The organism is Dethiobacter alkaliphilus AHT 1 (assembly GCF_000174415.1).
Taxonomy (GTDB): Bacteria; Bacillota; Dethiobacteria; order Dethiobacterales; family Dethiobacteraceae; genus Dethiobacter; species Dethiobacter alkaliphilus.
The window spans coordinates 83,894-102,493 of the sequence record NZ_ACJM01000005.1; the positions used below are offsets into that span (position 1 = coordinate 83,894).

14 protein-coding genes and 2 riboswitches are annotated in these 18,600 nt (G+C 44.3%); of the genes, 8 read left to right on the plus strand and 6 right to left on the minus strand.

Going from position 1 to position 18,600, the window contains the following annotated elements:
• Positions 1–23: 23 nt before the first annotated feature.
• A complete protein-coding gene (locus tag DEALDRAFT_RS05925; RefSeq protein ID WP_008515787.1) occupies positions 24–635 on the plus strand; it encodes a hypothetical protein in 612 nt (203 codons plus the stop codon).
• 121 nt (positions 636–756) lie between these two features.
• Here DEALDRAFT_RS05925 and DEALDRAFT_RS15920 read toward each other — a convergent pair whose 3' ends face one another.
• Genes DEALDRAFT_RS15920 through DEALDRAFT_RS05945 form a run of 3 tightly spaced genes read right to left on the minus strand, consistent with a single transcriptional unit; the run spans position 757 to position 4,210 of the window.
• Entirely contained in the window at positions 757–2,238 is a 1,482-nt protein-coding gene (locus DEALDRAFT_RS15920; protein WP_008515789.1) for a polysaccharide deacetylase family protein, read from the minus strand.
• Between the two features lie 14 nt (positions 2,239–2,252).
• Positions 2,253–3,620 carry a glycosyltransferase family 2 protein gene (locus tag DEALDRAFT_RS05940; RefSeq protein ID WP_008515790.1) on the minus strand — a complete coding sequence of 456 codons (1,368 nt, stop codon included), beginning with the start codon at positions 3,618–3,620 and terminating at the stop codon, positions 2,253–2,255.
• 23 nt (positions 3,621–3,643) lie between these two features.
• Positions 3,644–4,210: a glycoside hydrolase family 16 protein gene (locus DEALDRAFT_RS05945; protein WP_276324447.1), complete on the minus strand. Its 567-nt coding sequence runs from the start codon at positions 4,208–4,210 to the stop codon at positions 3,644–3,646.
• Between the two features lie 325 nt (positions 4,211–4,535).
• Positions 4,536–4,618, plus strand: a riboswitch (cyclic di-GMP riboswitch).
• Between the two features lie 78 nt (positions 4,619–4,696).
• On the opposite strand from DEALDRAFT_RS05945, the gene DEALDRAFT_RS05950 reads away from it, so the two are divergent.
• From DEALDRAFT_RS05950 to carB, 7 genes are all read left to right on the plus strand, one after another.
• Positions 4,697–5,107, plus strand: coding sequence for a nuclear transport factor 2 family protein (locus DEALDRAFT_RS05950; RefSeq protein ID WP_040378568.1), 411 nt, complete (start codon positions 4,697–4,699; stop codon positions 5,105–5,107).
• A gap of 133 nt (positions 5,108–5,240) precedes the next feature.
• A riboswitch (cyclic di-GMP riboswitch) is annotated at positions 5,241–5,323 on the plus strand.
• Positions 5,324–5,415: 92 nt separating this feature from the next.
• On the plus strand, positions 5,416–5,739 hold the full coding sequence (locus DEALDRAFT_RS05955; protein WP_008515795.1) for an EthD family reductase: 324 nt from the start codon (positions 5,416–5,418) through the stop codon (positions 5,737–5,739).
• A 44-nt stretch (positions 5,740–5,783) separates the two neighbouring features.
• Positions 5,784–6,074, plus strand: a complete 291-nt coding sequence (locus DEALDRAFT_RS05960; protein ID WP_008515799.1) for an antibiotic biosynthesis monooxygenase family protein — start codon at positions 5,784–5,786, stop codon at positions 6,072–6,074.
• A 230-nt stretch (positions 6,075–6,304) separates the two neighbouring features.
• On the plus strand, positions 6,305–7,372 hold the full coding sequence (locus DEALDRAFT_RS05965; RefSeq protein ID WP_008515800.1) for a cell wall-binding repeat-containing protein: 1,068 nt from the start codon (positions 6,305–6,307) through the stop codon (positions 7,370–7,372).
• A gap of 459 nt (positions 7,373–7,831) precedes the next feature.
• Positions 7,832–9,421, plus strand: a complete 1,590-nt coding sequence (gene asnB, locus DEALDRAFT_RS05970) for an asparagine synthase B (protein ID WP_008515802.1) — start codon at positions 7,832–7,834, stop codon at positions 9,419–9,421.
• Positions 9,422–9,495: 74 nt separating this feature from the next.
• Entirely contained in the window at positions 9,496–10,632 is a 1,137-nt protein-coding gene (carA, locus tag DEALDRAFT_RS05975; RefSeq protein WP_008515804.1) for a glutamine-hydrolyzing carbamoyl-phosphate synthase small subunit, read from the plus strand.
• Positions 10,632–13,892: a carbamoyl-phosphate synthase large subunit gene (carB, locus tag DEALDRAFT_RS05980; RefSeq protein WP_008515806.1), complete on the plus strand. Its 3,261-nt coding sequence runs from the start codon at positions 10,632–10,634 to the stop codon at positions 13,890–13,892. Before carA ends, carB begins: the two co-directional genes overlap by 1 nt.
• A gap of 285 nt (positions 13,893–14,177) precedes the next feature.
• Here carB and DEALDRAFT_RS15925 read toward each other — a convergent pair whose 3' ends face one another.
• The 3 genes from DEALDRAFT_RS15925 to DEALDRAFT_RS05995 are packed head-to-tail and all read right to left on the minus strand — an operon-like array spanning position 14,178 to position 18,449.
• Positions 14,178–16,766, minus strand: coding sequence for an ATP-binding protein (locus tag DEALDRAFT_RS15925; protein ID WP_008515808.1), 2,589 nt, complete (start codon positions 16,764–16,766; stop codon positions 14,178–14,180).
• Entirely contained in the window at positions 16,756–17,817 is a 1,062-nt protein-coding gene (locus DEALDRAFT_RS05990) for a uroporphyrinogen decarboxylase family protein (RefSeq protein WP_008515809.1), read from the minus strand. The genes DEALDRAFT_RS15925 and DEALDRAFT_RS05990 overlap by 11 nt, the downstream gene beginning before the upstream one ends.
• Positions 17,811–18,449 (minus strand): cobalamin B12-binding domain-containing protein, encoded by a 639-nt coding sequence (locus DEALDRAFT_RS05995; RefSeq protein WP_008515811.1) that lies wholly within the window; start codon positions 18,447–18,449, stop codon positions 17,811–17,813. The genes DEALDRAFT_RS05990 and DEALDRAFT_RS05995 overlap by 7 nt, the downstream gene beginning before the upstream one ends.
• Positions 18,450–18,600 lie beyond the last annotated feature (151 nt).

Consider the following 18,600-nt stretch of genomic DNA (forward strand, 5'->3'; position numbering starts at 1 on the left):
TAATAAAAGGAGTATTTATTTAAATGAAAATCAAGGATCGTCTATTATTAGGAGCGATAAGTGGCTCAGCAGCTTCATTTGCTGCGAGATTATTAAATAGATATAATTATGCAAAGGGTTATACTGACATTCGTTACAATCCCCTGGCCGCTCGTTTATTCCTCAAGGAGGGTGAAATTAAGAGTACGCCGGGCATTATCCTTGGAGAAATTGTAAACAGTGCAAATACCTCTGCTACAGGTGTATTGCTGACCTATCTTTTGTCTGCAACAGGTAAGGACAAAGCAGTTTTTAAAGGGATGGCGGTAGGAACATTCTTTTGGATTATAGTTGATGGCGTTATGTCCGGTTATGTGTTTAATGTAAAGAGTAAAAAACCGATTGGACCCTTGGCCCACTTAGCTGAACATCTGCTATATGGAGTATTGTGTTCAACATTTATTACACAGCTAGGTGATGAAAGCCTGTTCCCGTCAGATACCACAAAGCAAACTCCCTTGATTCATACCGGGGTTCGTTCAAGAAGAAGGAATGCGGCACGTCCAGCCCCGACATCACAAAGACATAGGCCTCATTCGAAGAGCAATAAGCATAGCCGTGGTTTCCAAAACCACAGTTCGCCTCCACCAAAATAGATGTAACACTCGGTCAATGGCCGGGTTTTTTTATTTTGATGCATAAAGGAAGCAGGTAGGCATGCCTCTGCTTCCTAAAGAGCAAAATTATTGTAATATCGCGGATGCGTCTCACTGCATGTTACCTCTTTTTCCAAATGCGAACGTAGTCTATATCAAAATACTGTGGGAAGCGCGTTGTATTATCCGGACTACCGGGCCAATCCCCTCCAATAGCAGTGTTCATATAGAGATAAAGAGGTGTGTCGGGGACATCTTCTGTTATGGAAAACCATTCCTCACCATCAACAAGCCAAACCAATTTGTCTTGATCCCATTCAATGCCAAATGTATGAAAATCCTCGGAAAAATCAGGCCCAACAAAATAACTATTGGGGTTTCTTTGTCGACCATATTTGTCTATATAATGATAGACCATCCAGATCTTGTTAGGTTCATGGCCAAGCATTTCCATAATGTCTATTTCCGGCAGGCTGGTGCGGTTGTCTGCCAGGAGCCAAAGAGCGGGGAATACACCTTGGCCCTTGGGAAGCCGAGCCCGGATTTCAACTTTACCATAGTGAAGGGCGAATTTATTTTTTGTTTCCACAGCACCGGAAGTATAATTGCGGTTCTTGTAGTTTTCTTTCTTGCTGACCAGTTGTAAATAGCCATCATTAACAATGACATTATCATAGCTGTAATACTGCAGCTCATTGTTCTTATCTGATGCCCACTCTACAACATTCCACTTAGTTAGATCTATGCTATCTCCTGTAAATTCGTCATGCCAAACAATTTCCCAATCATCTGTACTAAGGCTGGTATCAAGTTCCGCGGTTACTGTTTTTGACTTTGCGTTCTCGTATTTACCAATTCGTAAAAGGCGGTCAAGTGTTACAATTTCATATCCTTTAGCGTGCAGTCCTTCAATAATTTCGGGAAGAGCCTCCGCAGTGGCTTCGTTACCCGCGATGGAGTGCATTAAGACAATTCCTCCAGGTGTTATATTATCAAGGACGGTTCTGACTAGCGTATCTTTATCTTTTACGCGCCAATCCAAGGTATCAAGGGACCACGTAACAATTTTAAAATCACGTTCTTTAATACTGGTTAGCAAATTATGTGTTATTATTTCTTCCGGCGGACGAAAAAGCACCGGTATTTCACCGATAACTTCCTTAAATGCATCACTGGTTCGATCGATATCCCGGCCTATAAAGTCAGCACTTTTGCCGGTATAGTCATCATGGAAAAAACTGTGGTTTAAAACTAAATGACCGTCATAATAGGCATATCTCACCACATCAGGATTCATCAGGACATTTTCACCAATAAAGAAGAAGTTGCCTTTAACTCCGTAACTATTTAAAATGTTAATGATTTCTGGCGTAACAACTTTATCCGGGCCGTCATCAAAGGTAAGGCTTACCAAACGCTCTTGACCGCGACCCTTGTTGAAATAAATTGTATCAACATATTCAGCAGCTATTGATTCTACCCGTGCTGCACCCGGGTCTGCGAAATTCGGATTCTCAGCTGTTGTTATTAAGGAACCGGAGAAGATAACATAAGTGGTAACCAAGACACAACAAAGTATAATGAGAACAATTGCTTTTCCCATACATTCACCCCTGATTAAGCTAGTTTTGATTCATTTACTTCAACAGGCAACTCATTTAATGTATAAATTTTTCCGCATCTTTCAACTTTATCCCAATGTTGCTTTTTATAAAAGTACTGAATAGTACCTGCTGTGACCCAGAGCAACCCCAGCAGCCTATACGTTATTATTTCCAAGGGGATAAAGGAAAGAATTCTGGCATAATTGGATTTTGAGTATGAGTGACCAAACCTCTTACTGACCAGGAAAGCGACCAGGCTTTGACAAAGAGCCAAAATAAAGTAGATTGTCAGGAGCGTTAATACCAAAGTGTGGCCTGTTTTACTCAAAATCAAAACTAATGGAACTAAAAGGGTGTTAAAGGCTATAAGAGTGCCCAACATAAATCCCTCAATCAGGAAGAATACTGACAAACCAAAGCTAAACTGGCTAAAAAGGCAATGTCCATAAGTTATTATGCAGTCCACAAACGCTTTTTGCCATCGTATTCTTTGCTTAAAGAGATTTCGAAAATTTTCAGGACATTCGGTATAACAAACAGCCTCCGAGACAACCATCATCTTTTTGTCACGCTCTTTTGTATATATCAATCGTTGAATTTTTAGTGTAATATCCATGTCTTCCCCCACAGTATTTCTAAAGCCGTTTAATTCCAGTAGGGTAGACCTTCTAAAGGCACCAAAGGCACCGGCAATGACTGTCATGGCTTTAAACTTAGCCTGCACAAATTTATGCAGATAGAAAGATGTCAGGTACTGCATAATCTGGTATCTGATTATCCCTCTCACTGCAAAATTAGGGCTTGCCTTACCACCTTTAACTCCGGCTCCCTGTACGATGTGGACCATACCACCAGCGGCAATTACACTATCATCGTGGAAGCAAGAATTCATAGCTTGCAATGAGTTGCTGTCGAGAATAGAGTCTGCATCCAGGGTAACAACAATATCGTTATTTGCATAATCAATCCCAGCATTTAAAGCATCTGCTTTACCACCATTTGATTTATCAATAACATAAACGTTTGGATATATTGTAGAGTAATAAAAACCTCTAACCGTCTTGTAGGTGAGTGTCCGGTTTATACTTTCTTCAACTGCTTCCAGCCGTAAAAAGGATTCCAGAATTCCTAAGGTATCATCTGTAGACCCGTCATTGATGATAATAAGCTCATGGTTTTGATAATTTGCTCTAAGGGCTCCCAGAATGCACTGTTTAATTACATGTTGTTCATTGAAAGCAGGAACCAAAATAGTTAAACCCAGTTCGGGCAATTTTTCAGGTAATTCAGTACCCCGCTTATGATTTAATAATGGAATAGTTATGTATAAGATTTGAAACATGACAAAGATTGAGAAGATTACCAATGTAAGTACTAACATAAGGCACCCCCTGTGGCTTTAAATTAAAAAGCTTTTTTAAACACACGCACATAATCTATGTTTGAATCGTGTGATGATAAATATAAGAACTGGCGTGTATCGGGGATGTCTCTTGTGGTAGAAAATGTCTCTTTCCCATCAAATAACCAGACAATTTTTTCCTGGTCCCATTCTATCCCAAAGGTATGGTAGTCAGCTGATAGATTGGAGTGGTTCACACGATGAAAAATGTTAACTTTAGCCGAAATGTTTTCATTTTCTTCTATCAGCCAAGCACTGGGTAATGTTCCCGATTCCGAAAGGCGGGCCCGAATCTCAATCTTGCCATACAGTAAGCTAAAAACACTGCGAAAGCCATTGTCCTGGGGCTTCCATTTATATAAATCAAGCTCTCCTGCGCTAAGCTCATCATGCCAAATTACTGTCCAGTCATCGGTGTCAAGGCTTATATCAAAACCCGCATATACTCCTGCTGCAGTGGCACTGTTAGACGAAAGTGCCTGGTAGATGCTGTTTAGTTGGTTAAGGCCAATAATTAAACTGATTGTAAGTATAGCGACGAGTGGTATCCAACCAAAGCCCCTTTGCATTGCCAATAATCAAACGCCTCCCCCTAACGTTTAGTTATTATATCTATGCGGGGGACAAAGCTATGTTGACATTTATTGTAGAAATAATGTAGATCTGCTAGAACTGAAAATCGACCTTGTTGTTCTTCCTTGATTTTTTGACTTAGGCATAATAAAAAGCCTTCGATGAAGGCTGTACTTATTTATCATTAAAATTTTAGACAATGGCAGGAATGCTTTCTTTTGGCGGAGAATATATAAATACAAAGCCATATTTAGAAAATGCTGTATCGATCCGTGCTGAATTATGCAGCTTACTTCTAGCAAGCCTTCATTAAGGATTACTTTAGTTCTTGGGGGCTGTGATTTCAGGGCTTATATGGACGCTTTGCCCTGGGGGAGCCAGTAGCGTAACCGACCACTTATGGTCGGTTTTTGTGGTTTAAAGCCCCAGTAATTTAGGGATACCGATACTATAAAATGATAATAAATGAAAGGGTGAAAGGATTGGCCGAGCAAAATGAAAGAGTTGTGAAACAGCACTTTGCGTTTTTTGGCCAGGGAAATCTTCCCGACGCTCTCGAGTTGTTTGCAGAGGATGTAGATTTTCAATCTCCTGTTACAAAAAACCCTCCCGAAGAAATATCTTGGGCTAAGCCGCGATATAGTAAAAAAGATGTTGCCTTATTTTTTAAGGAGCTATCTGAAAAAATACAAGTAAAAAAGATGGAAGCAATGTTTTTTACATGCCAAAACGATAGAGTAATTGTGGAAGGAAGAAATGGCGGAGTAGTAAAAGCTACCGGCCGTGGTTATGAGCATGATTGGGTTATGGTGTTTACATTGCAGGACGAAAAAATTTGCCGAGCAAGACACTATTACGATACAGCTGATATTGTAGCCGCTTTCCGTGATTAAGTTAAGTTACTTGAAATCTGACATAAAAGAATAAGAACTTTGCATACAGAATAGGATTAATTAATTAAATATGTAAAAATATATATGAACTGCATGTATATTAATTCTGGCATACTACTCACTTTGCTTCCCACCCGTTTATGGGGGCTGTGATTTCAGGGCTTATATGGACGCTTTGCCCGGGAGGAGCCAGTAGCGTAACCGACCATATATTAAGGTCGGTTATTTTAATTTTATAAAAGGTTAGAACCTACTCATCAGTCATAGATTATTTCCGTGCACAGGAAATTAAAAAAGGAGGAAAAGAAATGATTAAGGTAAGTGTTTTGTACCCAAATTCAGAGGGCAAGAAATTTGACATTGATTATTACTGCAATAATCATATGTCACTGGTAAAGGAAAAGTTGGGGACTGCGCTAAAAGGCGGGGCTGTAGAGGTGGGGTTAAGTGGGGGAGAGCCGGGTGCGCCGGCGCCATTTCTCGCCATGGGTCATATGTATTTCGACTCGATGGAGGAATTTCAAGCAGCTTTTCTGCCTCATGTTGCAACGTTTATGGGTGATCTTCCCAATTACACTGATATCACACCCGTAATTCAGATCAGCGAGGTAAAACTCCAGCAATTTCCTTAATAGATTTGATTCATTGGGAATACACGATAAAAGGAGGAAAAACTATGTATGCAACGTTAGTAATGTTTAATATTGGGCCGGGGATGCAGGAGCAAGCAACAGGGATGGCCGATCAGTTTGCACAGCTTCATGCCACCTTGAAAGGATTTAAAAGCTCAACATTCTTCAGTGATGAAGCCAAAGGCGATTACGGTGCATTTTCTCTCTGGGAAACAAATGAAGATGCCGAAGCGGCCTTGGGTACCGCAGGACCCAAGCTTCAGGAAGCTTTAAAAGACATTGTGCAAGAGCCGCCGACGGTTCGTATTTTTGAAGTGTACCTGCCTAACATGTAGATCAATGAGTCCACATGGAATGAAGGATACTATATCAACTTGTTCCGGCAATAAGTGCTGAAGACTGCATTGGGTTAAATAAGTATTGCTAAAACAGCTTATGCCCCAAAACCTTGGGGCTTTTTCTTTGTCGTATTCAGGAACTTCTCAAGTCTAGGGGGACCGGGAAGTAACGTTTGCTCACTATACCTCATAGGATATATCAGTATTGATATAAAGGAGGTTATATCGTGAGTGCAGAACGTTTTATAAATCCAGGTGACTTGTTTTTGCCTTGGAGCACTCGTAATACGACTAATACTACCAGAGCGCTAGGTAGTGACTTTAGTCAAACTCAATATCCAGTTGCTGAAATGGCGTTTGCCGGTATCAGCCCTGTAACAGTATATCTGGCGTCCTCGGAAAATTTCTCAGAAGCGATTATCGGTACTCCTCTTATGCACCATCCCATCGATGGGCCGTTATTTCTAACTGATCCTAACCGAATAGACCCATTTGTCTTAGCAGCTATCAGGCGATTGGCCCCAACCGGCATGGGTGAAGCTCAAGTAGTATTAATCGGTGAGTTTTCGGATCTTGTGATGCGAGCAATCCAATTCATGGGATTCACTGTACGGAGAATTTTAGGACCGGATGATGTGTTTCACACTGCTCACCGTATTCTAAACGAGTTATGTGTGCCTCAAGATGTGTTTCTCATTTCTACTGATCCCAATCATGGCGGGCATATTACCGGTGCATATTCCGCCCACTCCGGAGTGCCAATATTATTGACTGAGGGGCCAACTTTACCGCGGCATACCCGCATGGCATTAGAGCAGATAAATAACCCACGAGTTTATATTGTTGGTACTACTAATGCCATTCCTCAAAGCGTGATTAATGAGGTGCAAGGCTTGGCTGGTTTTGTAGACGTCATTAGTGCCGATGATATTTTTACCTTGGCCGTAAGATTCAGTCGGTACAGAAGCCCCGTTGCTGAGGTGGGCTGGGATAGAAATGAGCCTGACGGGCATGCGTTTACGTTTGTCCTTCCTCAGCCTTGGCAGTACTTGGTTTCTTCCGCTTCCTTGGCGCATTTGGGAAAACACACGCCGTTTTTGTTTGTAAACAGAGACAGTGTGCCGGAAGCTACTATGCAATATATCATGCAGGTTAACCCGCAAAGTGGTGACAGACCGCCGTTTATGCACGGATTTATTATAGGCAACAAAAATGTAATCAGTATACCCGTTCAAAACGAATTGCATCTGGGATTGTCTGTAGATTTAGAGCACCACATGCCCCATGATTTATAACCACTGACTTCACAAAGACTGCCTGAGGGCAGTCTTTATTTTATCCATATTGTTTTTCGGGGCAGAGAATTTATGTCTCTGCTTAGTAGAATTTTTGGTGCTAATGGTCTGGCAATGGGTGTGGTGTGCGGTGCATGCTTTGCTGCAGAGCAATGCTGGTTTTGCTTGCTTGACAGGATAAAGAGATATGTAATATAATGCGCAAAAAGGAGTTCGATGCGGATTAGTTAAGAAAATCCCATTGCATCTCCATTTAATCAGCATAAATTTAAAATAATTTAATATTATGGAAAGCGTATAATGTTTTTCAGGCAATGGTGCCTCTGAGACTGTTTTTGTCTTAGAGGCGTTTTTCTTTTGGCGGGGGACTAATATGGAAAATATCATCGCTTTGCAGCATGAATGTTGTGTATGCCAGTAGGAAAGCCATATTAAAAATTCAAGGAAGGTGACTATTTTATGTGTGGTATTGCCGGGTGTTTGGGAGTCAATGATATTAGCACTGTGAACAGGATGCTGGATGCCATGCCCCATCGGGGTCCCGATGACCGTGATATCCATACTTTCAATAAGATTGTTTTTGGTCATACCAGGCTTTCCATAGTTGATGTTAAGAAAGGCCGCCAGCCCATCTTGGCTAACGACGGGCAGGCAGGTATAATCTGCAATGGTGAAATTTATAATTTTATGAAAATAAGAGAAAGATTGGGTAATAAATATCATTTTATGACGGATTCCGATTCGGAGGTTATTCTGCATCTGTATCAGGAAAAGGGCCCTGATTGCGTAAAAGAGCTGGATGGGATGTTTGCATTTGCAATCTACAGCAACGATAGTTTTATGCTGGCCCGGGATCCCGTTGGCATTAAACCTCTGTATTACGGGTATGTTCGCGGCAATCTATATTTCGCCTCGGAACTGGGCGCCATGAGCCTGGCCGGCGTGGACGAGGTTCACGAATTTCCTGCCGGAACCTACTATACTCCGGAAAAAGGGTTTGTGCAGTATTATCAGGTGCCGGAGATTCAAGACCATCTACTTACCGATGTGGAAGAAGTGTGCGAAAAGATCAGGGAAAATTTCATCGTCGCCGTCAAAAAAAGGCTGTTAGCCGATAAAGAAATCCACGTCGGTTCTTTCTGCAGCGGCGGCCTGGACAGCAGTCTGGTGGCTGCCATTGCCGCCGAGGAAATTCCGAATCTGCATACCTTTGTTGTAGGCATGAAGGACAAATTCGGTGTAGAAAGCGATGACCTTAAGGCATCTCGAATTGCCGCCAAACACATTGGCTCTACACACCACGAATTAATCTTTAAAGAAGACGATTACTATGAAGCCCTGCCTACGGTTATCAATAAACTGGAAACATATGACCCTTCACTGGTACGCTGTGCTGTTCCTTGTTACTTTACCTGCAAGCTTGCTGCCGATTACGTGACGGTGGTTTTAACCGGAGAGGGAGCCGACGAGCTGTTTAACGGGTATCATTACATGAAGAATTTTCCTGTGCAGGAGCAAAATAAGGAAGGCAGGCGTGGCATTGGGACTTTGCACAATATTAACCTGCAGCGTGCCGATCGCATGGGTATGTATTTTAGCCTGGAATTAAGAGTGCCATTCTTGGACGTGTCCATGATTGACTTGGCCATGAAGATACCACCCGAGCTGAAAATCCGCCAATCCGAAGAAGACGGCAGTAAAATTGAAAAATGGATTTTAAGGAAGGCATTCCAAAGCACCAATTATTTGCCTGAAGACATTTTGTGGCGCTACAAGGTGCAGTACACACAGGGGGCAGGTTGTGAAAGCTTGGGCGAAAGATTGGCGGAGAGCGAGATAAGTGAAGGAGAATATGAACGTATTAAGGCCGAAAACCCCAAAGCAACAATTAACAGCCGTGAGGCGGCTTACTATTTTAAGATCTTCCGTAAGTATCATCCCCAGGACTCTGTGCTGGGCTCCATAGGTATCTGGACGGGCTTTGATTTCGCCGAGGAAAGGGAAAACGTGAGCGGTACAATGGACGGCAACCTTAAACATGCCAGGTGAAACACCGTCTCCGGGAACGAAGGTGTCTTTGCTTTGCATTTGCTTTGAAAAATATTTGAAAAAGGTGGCTGAAAATGAACAAGGCACTAATGGTTCTGGCCGACGGGACAGTTTTTGAGGGGACAGGTTTCGGGGCTGAAGGAGAAGTAATTGGAGAGGTTGTCTTTAACACCTCTATGACCGGTTACCAGGAGATACTTACGGACCCTTCCTATAAAGGCCAGATTGTCACAATGACTTGCCCGCAGATAGGTAATTACGGTGTAAACGATGAAGATGCGGAATCATCCGGCAGGCCTAAGGTGGAAGGTTTTGTCGTTAAAGAATACCTGGATTTCCCGAGCAACTGGCGTGCTGCTGATTCCTCAGGCAGGTGCAAATCGCTTGGTAACTACCTTAAGGAAAACAAGATTGTCGGCATAGAAGGGATAGATACCAGAGCACTTACCGCTCATCTGCGCAATAACGGCTCGCAGATGGGCATCATCTCCACTTTTGATTTCAGTGTGGAAAGCCTGCTTCACAAAGTACGCTCGCATCCCGGGATTGCGGAGCTTGATCTGGTAGAGGAAGTGTCTGCAGCGCAAACTTTTTCCTGGAACAAGGGCTGCGCTCCCTGGTGCAGGTCTGTAGGGAAAGAAGACAAACCGCTTAATGTGGCGGTTTACGACTTTGGGGTCAAGCATAATATCTTAAGGAATCTGGCGGAGGCAGGTTTTGCCGTCACAGTGGTGCCGGCGACAACGCCTGCGGAGCAATTGCTTGAGAAAAACTTTGACGGCGTATTACTCTCCAATGGCCCCGGCAACCCTGAAACAGTGACCTATGCGATAGAAAATACCAAAAAACTGCTTGGTAAAATACCGATTTTCGGCATCTGCCTTGGTCACCAGATTCTTGGTTTGGCCATGGGAGGCAGGACATACAAACTGAAGTTTGGCCACCATGGTGGTAACCATCCCGTCATGGATCTGGAAACAGAAAGGGTGGAGATTACCGCACAAAACCATAATTACTGTGTGGATATCAAAAGCCTGGGAGGGCAGGTGCGGCTGACGCATCGCAACCTGTACGACGGGACGGAAGAGGGTATGCAGCATGTGGAACTGCCTGTTTTTTCCGTCCAGCACCACCCGGAGGCCGGTCCCGGCCCAAACGACTCCACCCATATCTTCAAAAAATTCAGGGCAATGATTGGGGGCAAAGCGTAATGCCGAAACGGACGGATATCGAAAAAATACTGGTGATCGGCTCAGGCCCCATTGTAATCGGCCAAGCCTGCGAATTTGACTACTCCGGCACACAGGCCTGCAAAGCTCTGCGTGAAGAAGGGTATAAAATTGTCCTGGTAAATTCCAATCCGGCCACCATCATGACAGATCCGGAGATGGCCGATGCTGTCTATATTGAACCATTGAACACCGATATTCTGGAGATGATTATCGATAAAGAAAAGCCCGACGCCATCCTGCCGACCATCGGCGGTCAGACGGCCTTAAACCTTACTGTGGAGCTGGCCGAAAAAGGCATCCTCGATAAATACAGAGTTGAACTGATTGGTGCCGGTATAGACGCCATTAAGAAAGCTGAAGACAGAGAACTGTTTCGGGCAGCTATCCAAAAAGTGGGTCTGGATGTTCCGCAGAGCTTTGCTGTGTCTTCACTTGCTGAAGGCCTTGATGTTATCGGGGAAATCGGGTTCCCGGCTATTTTGCGTCCCGCATTCACACTGGGGGGTACCGGGGGCGGCATTGCTTATAACATTCAGGAATACCGGGAAATCCTTGAAAAAGGCTTGGATCTGAGCCCGACAAAACAGGTCCTGGTAGAAGAATCTGTCCTGGGATGGAAGGAATTCGAGCTGGAAGTCATGCGGGACAAAAAAGACAATGTGGTCATTATCTGCTCCATTGAAAACTTTGATCCCATGGGAATCCACACAGGAGACAGCATCACCGTAGCTCCGGCGCAGACCCTCACAGACAAGGAATACCAGCGCATGAGAGATGCGGCAATAGCGATTATCAGGGAGATCGGTGTGGACACCGGCGGCTCCAACATCCAGTTTGGTATCAGCCCGCAGGACGGCCGCCTGGTAGTAATTGAAATGAACCCCAGAGTGTCGAGAAGCTCGGCATTGGCATCCAAAGCCACCGGCTTCCCCATTGCCAAAATCGCCGCCAAACTGGCTGTGGGCCTGACCTTGGATGAAATACCCAACGATATCACCAGGGAAACACCGGCCAGTTTCGAACCTGTTATCGACTATGTTGTCGTAAAGGCTCCCCGCTTCGCCTTTGAAAAATTTCCGGAAGCCGACGCCACCCTGACGACACAGATGAAGTCTGTGGGCGAGGCGATGGCTATCGGCAGAACATTTAAGGAAGCCTTAAATAAGGCAATCAGAAGCCTGGAACTGGATTGCTTCGGCTTTGAGCGCCAGGAGGCGGATATGATGAATATCCGCTCAAAACTGCATATTCCCAACAGTGAAAGACTGCTCTATATTGGCGAAGCATTCAGGCGTGGGCTGACAATTGAAGAAATTCATGAAATCACTCAAATAGATCCCTGGTTTCTCTATAATATCAGACAAATTGTGGCCCTGGAAGACAAAGTGGCCTGCTTTGCCGATGCCGGCAAGACGGAAGCCCTGCCCCCGGAATTGCTGCGCAAAGCGAAGGAATACGGCCTCTCCGACAAAAGAATCGGCCACCTCCTTGGCGATAGTGAAAACGCAGTCCGCAGTCGGCGCAAAGAGCTAGGCGTTTTACCCGTTTATAAGATGGTGGACACCTGCGCCGCCGAGTTTAGAGCGTACACGCCCTATTTCTACTCCACCTACGAAAAGCCATACCGGTCGGCTGGTGCACAGAAAGACGTTACGGTCTGCGAAGCGGCACCCGGTGAGCGTGAAAAAATAATTATCCTGGGATCGGGGCCAAACCGCATCGGTCAGGGCATCGAATTTGACTATTGCTGTGTCCATGCCGTTATGGCCTGCCGTGATCTTGGTTATGAAGCGGTTATGGTCAACTGCAACCCCGAAACGGTAAGTACCGACTATGATACTGCCGATAGGCTTTATTTTGAGCCGCTGACTGCTGAAGATGTGATGAACATTATTGAGCTGGAAAAACCCAGAGGCGTTATTCTCCAATTCGGTGGACAGACACCGCTTAAGCTGGCCATGACTCTTTGGCAGGCTGGAGTTAAGATTCTTGGCACATCACCGGACTCTGTTGACCGTGCTGAGGACAGGAAGCGTTTTAAGGAACTGTTGGATAAACTAGAGCTGAAACAACCGGAAAGTGTAACCGCCGTTTCGGTGGAGGAGGCGCTGGCCGCGGTGCAAAACATCGGCTACCCTGTTATTGTCCGTCCTTCCTATGTCCTCGGCGGCAGGGCCATGGAAATCATCTACAGTGACGACAATCTGCTGGATTATATGAATCGGGCGATGGTCGCTTCCCCGGAACATCCGGTCCTGATTGACAAATACCTGGAAGGCGCCATTGAGGTGGATGTTGATGCCGTCTCCGACGGGACAAACACTCTAATCGCAGGTATTATGGAGCATATCGAGGAGGCGGGTATCCATTCCGGCGATTCGGCCTGCTCGCTGCCCCCTTATTCCATTAGCAGTGATATCATCGAAGAAATCAGGGTTCAAACAAAAGCATTGGCCACAGAACTAGGCGTTTGCGGTCTGATGAATATCCAGTATGCCGTAAAAAATGGGGACATCTACATCCTGGAGGTAAATCCGCGTGCTTCAAGGACCATTCCTTTTGTCAGTAAAGTTACCGGGATACCTTTTGCCAAACTTGCGACACGAGTTATCAGCGGCCACAGTCTGGCAGGGCAGGGAATAACCGATGAAGTGCAAATTCCTCACGTCGCCGTCAAAGAAGCAGTCTTCCCTTTTAACAAGTTTTCCGGCGTCGATGTTCTCCTGGGACCGGAAATGAAGTCCACCGGTGAAGTAATGGGAATAGATGATGATTTCGGCCTTGCCTACGCCAAATCACAGGCTGCCAGTAACAACATCATCCCCATTTCCGGCAGGATCTTTATCAGTGTCAAAGATCAGGATAAGCAGCCCATCGCGGCAATAGCCGCCAGGCTGCAGGCACTGGGTATGAAAATTGTCTCCACCAGGGGGACTGCTAAATACCTGAATGAACTCGGCATCACCACAGATGTAATCAACAAGGTAGCAGAAGGTAGGCCCCATGTTGTTGATATGATCAAAAACAGGGAAGTGGACTTTGTTATCAACACCGTTGCCGGCGCCCGAGCACGTAAAGACTCCTTATCCATAAGAAGGAGCGCGCTGCAGTACAGAGTTCCCTACACCACCACTGTAACCGGCGCCAGAGCCGCAGTTACAGCCATGGAAATGCTCAGTCAGAAAAATATTAATATCAAACCAATCCAGGAATATCACGCATCAATTAGAGAATCTTAAATTCATTAGGGAAGGGGATAAAGTCAAGTCTTAGGACTTGGCTTTATTATACTACTAGAGAAAATTATAACGCTTCGCAGATAGCGAAGCTGCTAAGATAAACAGTACAAAAGCGCGCGCCTTTCTAGTATTCTCAGGGAGCAGGTCCGGTATAACAACCCAACTGCAAGTAAAAGACTTGTTAACCCGGTAGGCACTGCCGAAGGGTGAGGGAATATAGAGGCATGACAGAAAAAAAACAAGCACTTCACACTGAAGTGCTTATTACACATGATAATTTTCTAATCAAGTATTAATCAGCTCGTTGAGAACATTGGCCATTTCTTCTATCTGGTATGGTTTGGAAATAGCTTTCTTAAAACCATACCTGGAATGATGGGCCATGATTGGATCATCTGAATAACCGCTGGAGACAATACCTTTAATCTCAGGATCTATTTTTATGAGCTCGTCGAAAGCTTCTTTGCCTCCCATACCGCCACGTACGGTTAAATCCATGATTACGACATCGTAGGGTTTTCCTGCGTTCAGGGCGCTTTGGTATTTTCTGATGGCTTCGGCTCCATCACTGGCAAAGCCCACGTCATAACCCAAATATTTTAACATTTCATCGGCAAAAGCACGAATCATTTGGTCGTCATCCATAACTAAAACTTTTCCTTTGCTCTTAATTGGAATGTTTGTAACAGGCAGCTCCTCGGGAAGGCACGCCTCCGATACCGGCAGGTGAATTGTAAACACAGTACCTGCGTCAATTTCTGATGTGACTTCAATCGTGCCATTATGGTGTTTTATTATAGAATACGCTGTAAAGAGACCCAAGCCGCTGCCCTCTGGTTTAGTTGTGAAGAATGGGTCGAAAACACGGTCTATGATAGTGGGCGGTATTCCCTTGCCCTGGTCCTGGAACGAAATGCGGAGATATTTTCCTTCAGCTAACTTTTTACTGTGAATTCCTTCTCCGGAAAAAGTAACATTGCAAGCCTTTACGGATATAGAGCCGCCATTTGGCATGGCTTCTTTCGCATTGAGAAGCAAATTGTTAATTGCCTGGTTTAATTGCCCCTGGTCAATTTCAACGGGGTGTAGATCATGCGGCAGATCATAATCACAAGCTACGTTGGAACCGCTTAGTACAAACTCCGCCCATTCGCGAATTAATGGACCAAGGTTAGTAACTTTTTTTATGGGAGCGCCGCCTTTTGAGATAGTTAATAATCGTTTGGTTAAACCTTGTGCATTTTTAGCCGCTTTTTCAATTTCACAGATTTTTGCCATAACCTTGTTGTTTTCGTCGGCATATAACTTAGCCAGTGATAAGTTGCCCAGTATAACAGTTAGAAGATTATTAAAATCATGGGCAATGCCCCCTGCCAAAGTGGAAACCGATTCAAGTTTATTCGACCTAAGCATTTCTTCTTGAATTCTTCTGTCTTCAGTCACATCGCGGAAGACGAGAACAATACCCAGAACATTATCGCTTTTATCAAGAATGGGTGCTGCGCTTTTTACAATATGCCTTTCTGTACCGGTCTTAGCTACAAGTACGGCCTTATCCCTGAGTTTGATGTGACGGCTTGTTTCTAAAACCTTAGTAACGGGGTTTTCACATTCATCGCCTGAGATTTCATTTATTATCTGCAAAACATCTTCTAGGGATTTGCCATATGCCTCATTCTGTTTCCAACCAGTGAGCTCGGCAGCAACAGGATTGATTAACTGAATAATTCCTGCCGCATCGGTTGTAATAACACCGTCTGCGATACTGTGCAAGGTAACTAGCAAGCGCTCCTTTTCTTCGGCAATGGCCTCTTCTGTTTGTTTAATCTTTTTATATTGCCGGGCATTTGAGATGGCCAATCCGCATACGCCAGTAATATTTAGCGCCACATTTAAATAACGGTTTTTATGCTCGCTGAAAGTAATGCCCGCAACGTCCAAAACGCCCCAGCAATCCTGGCCCTGTCCCAACCTAAGCAGAAATCCTTGACGGTTTGTATGCCAACGATACGGCGCCTTCATTAATAGGGCGATTTCACGGAGCTTATCCAAGCAGGGCTTTTTGTCTCCTCTGTAAACAGGGCTTGCGGTTTTACCATCGATTATAGGAATGTAGGAGAGCTGTTGAGGAGCAAAAAGCATGGTAAAAAGGTCTAAGATATTTGAAATGATTTCTTCTTCATTGGTGGCTTTGTATAACTTGCTCATTATATCTAAAATCATCGCATAGTCGGCGAGCTGACTATTGGCATAATCCCGGGTGTCCCGTACTTGTTCTTTTTCCTTGGATAGCTTCCATTCAAGAATCAGTGAATTGATTATCAGAATTAAGTGGTCAAGCCCTACTGGTATTACCTCATAGGGTATTTGCAGATACTCTGATAAATCCTCAATGTTCTTTATCGGTTCAGTTTCATTTAGCCTGCTATCCAGAAGAACTAATTTTTTTGCAAAATCGCGGAAAAACTCACTGGCATCGTCTCTTTTAAATCCCCACTGCTCTAAATAATCTTGCCAGTTTTTTAACCAACCGGGAGTTAAAAGGTAGGCACCTTCGTTAAGATATTTTTGTGTAAGAGACTTGGATACAAGTAAATGAAAGCACTGTTCCAAATTGTATATACGAGGGTTGTTTGTCATAGCAAGTGCTTCTTTTTCAGGCAGGCAACTATCGGTGCCGATGAATATAGTTTGCTCACAGTCCGGAGGAATGAGGGAGAGTGCTTGGGTGACTGCATCCTTCCAGCCTTTGCGCTGGATACAAAGGGCAGGATAATGGATCACTTCGACAGATTCATTTCCTGAAGCGTTTAATGCACTTTGTATTTCAGGGGCAATATTACTACAAGCCGCAATGCAGAGCTTATTTTTCATAGCCGTTCACCCAATCCAGAGGATATTGACCCCATGTCCTGACAGATTCTGATATTGCCATCAGCACCTGATCACTAACTTGGTAAGGAATTTCTCCATGGTTATCGGCTAAGATAAATCCGCCACCTTTGCCTGCTTTGCAAATAGCATTTTTGACAGCTTCTTCCGCCTGTTGGGTCGTCCATTTGGTCATTGCAATCCCATTTAGATTGCCCAATATGGAAAGCCGGTCCTTGCAGTGTTCCTTTACTTCAGATAGTTCATCTAATGCACTTATTCCTATGGCGGCTGTTCCAGTTTGGCTAACCAGATTAGAAATTGGCAAAGCTCTCCCTGATGCCAGGTGTGTTGCAGTAGGTCCTTTGATTTGGCTTAACGCTTGCTTAGCAACTTTGTAGCCGGTTTTGATATATAAGTCTCTTGGTATGATGTCAGATGAGGAGAGCGGGTCAAAATAACAGATTGCTGTTGCTCCGGCTGCTAACTGGGCATTAGCCCAGTCTACACAGTGCTGGCTATTTACTCGCATAAGCTGCCAGAAAAGATCTCCTTGTTCGTACAGCAGCTCAATATATTTGTCGAAGCCAAGCTGCATAGCGGGAAGAGAAAACGGCGACATCACTACCCCAATTATTGGCAGGTTATTGCCAACCCTTAACTTTAGCTGCGTTGTAGCTTCCAATACCTTTACCAGGCAGTTTACTTTGTCTGGCCTCGGCGGTTCAAGGGATTTAATTGCATCCAGAGAGCGAATAAAAGGTCTGCCTGAGTTTGGTGACCCGTCTTCAGTGTATACAATTTCTCCACCCCAGGCTTCAACCTCTATTGCTGCATAAAAAAAAGTGTAGATACAGTCATGACCGTATTTTCTTTGCATTAAAAGTTGCCCATTGACAACATGCTCTGCTTTTGAAAAGTAATCTTCAATTGAGATGCTAAGCTCTTTGGCACCATGCATGGTTAGTAAGAGAAAAAAAGGCACTCGGTCTGGTTCCTGATGACTCAGAGCAGTCATTACACGTTGAAATGGTGTCATTTTTGGAATCAGCATCGGTTTACACTCATCCCTTCGATAAGCTCCAACGCGTCATAGGGGTTTTTTCCCATTGCATAGGCATCAACCTCTTGCCACAACTGCTCATCTAGTACAAATGGAGCGCCGCCTACGATGACCATTACATCTGTACCCTTGGCCCGGAGTTTTTCTATAAGGGGTTTAATTTTTAAAGCGGAAGGGAGCATTAATGTAGAAATAAGCAAAATGTCTAAGCGATCCTTCAACACCAAATCAACCAGTTCATCTACACCCAGTCCATAACCGTAATCCAAGATTTTATATCCCCGGGCACGCAGAAAAGACAGGATAATTCGCTTACCCAAGGCATGGTGGTCAATTAACGTTGCAATAGCAATTTTAGCCTGGTTAGGTACTTGTGTTTCATAATCCGCAAGCAGTAGGTCAGTCAGTTCTTCACAGATTTTACCACTCATATAGACCTGGGAAAGAGTAATAGAGCCTTCTTCCCAGCCCTCTCCGATTATTTCCAGAGCGGGAGCAACCACTTCATCAAAAAAGTCATAAATACTTTTTCCAGTGCTGCGGAATTCAGCTAAAATCTCTTTAGCTTTTATACGGTCAATGTGAAGCAGGGCTTCCATGAATCTGCCACAGAATTTTTCCATAGTAAATGCTCCCCCGGGATAAATTAACTGTATATTATCTTCAACAAAACTTGTCAAATTCCTCTAAGTTTGCCATTTATTTGACGTTAGGAGCAGCGTTTATCCTTAGCTACCGTTGCCGGCGCCAGAGCACGTAAAGACTCCTTATCCA

What these genes read in the sequence shown, in the direction of transcription:
- DEALDRAFT_RS05925 (WP_008515787.1), top strand. Translation starts at nt 24, where the DNA reads ATGAAAATCAAGGATCGTCTATTATTAGGAGCGATAAGTGGCTCAGCA.
- DEALDRAFT_RS15920 (WP_008515789.1), bottom strand. Translation starts at nt 2,238, where the DNA reads ATGGGAAAAGCAATTGTTCTCATTATACTTTGTTGTGTCTTGGTTACC.
- DEALDRAFT_RS05940 (WP_008515790.1), bottom strand. Translation starts at nt 3,620, where the DNA reads ATGTTAGTACTTACATTGGTAATCTTCTCAATCTTTGTCATGTTTCAA.
- DEALDRAFT_RS05945 (WP_276324447.1), bottom strand. Translation starts at nt 4,210, where the DNA reads ATGCAAAGGGGCTTTGGTTGGATACCACTCGTCGCTATACTTACAATC.
- DEALDRAFT_RS05955 (WP_008515795.1), top strand. Translation starts at nt 5,416, where the DNA reads ATGATTAAGGTAAGTGTTTTGTACCCAAATTCAGAGGGCAAGAAATTT.
- DEALDRAFT_RS05960 (WP_008515799.1), top strand. Translation starts at nt 5,784, where the DNA reads ATGTATGCAACGTTAGTAATGTTTAATATTGGGCCGGGGATGCAGGAG.
- asnB (WP_008515802.1), top strand. Translation starts at nt 7,832, where the DNA reads ATGTGTGGTATTGCCGGGTGTTTGGGAGTCAATGATATTAGCACTGTG.
- carA (WP_008515804.1), top strand. Translation starts at nt 9,496, where the DNA reads ATGAACAAGGCACTAATGGTTCTGGCCGACGGGACAGTTTTTGAGGGG.
- carB (WP_008515806.1), top strand. Translation starts at nt 10,632, where the DNA reads ATGCCGAAACGGACGGATATCGAAAAAATACTGGTGATCGGCTCAGGC.
- DEALDRAFT_RS15925 (WP_008515808.1), bottom strand. Translation starts at nt 16,766, where the DNA reads ATGAAAAATAAGCTCTGCATTGCGGCTTGTAGTAATATTGCCCCTGAA.
- DEALDRAFT_RS05990 (WP_008515809.1), bottom strand. Translation starts at nt 17,817, where the DNA reads ATGCTGATTCCAAAAATGACACCATTTCAACGTGTAATGACTGCTCTG.
- DEALDRAFT_RS05995 (WP_008515811.1), bottom strand. Translation starts at nt 18,449, where the DNA reads ATGGAAAAATTCTGTGGCAGATTCATGGAAGCCCTGCTTCACATTGAC.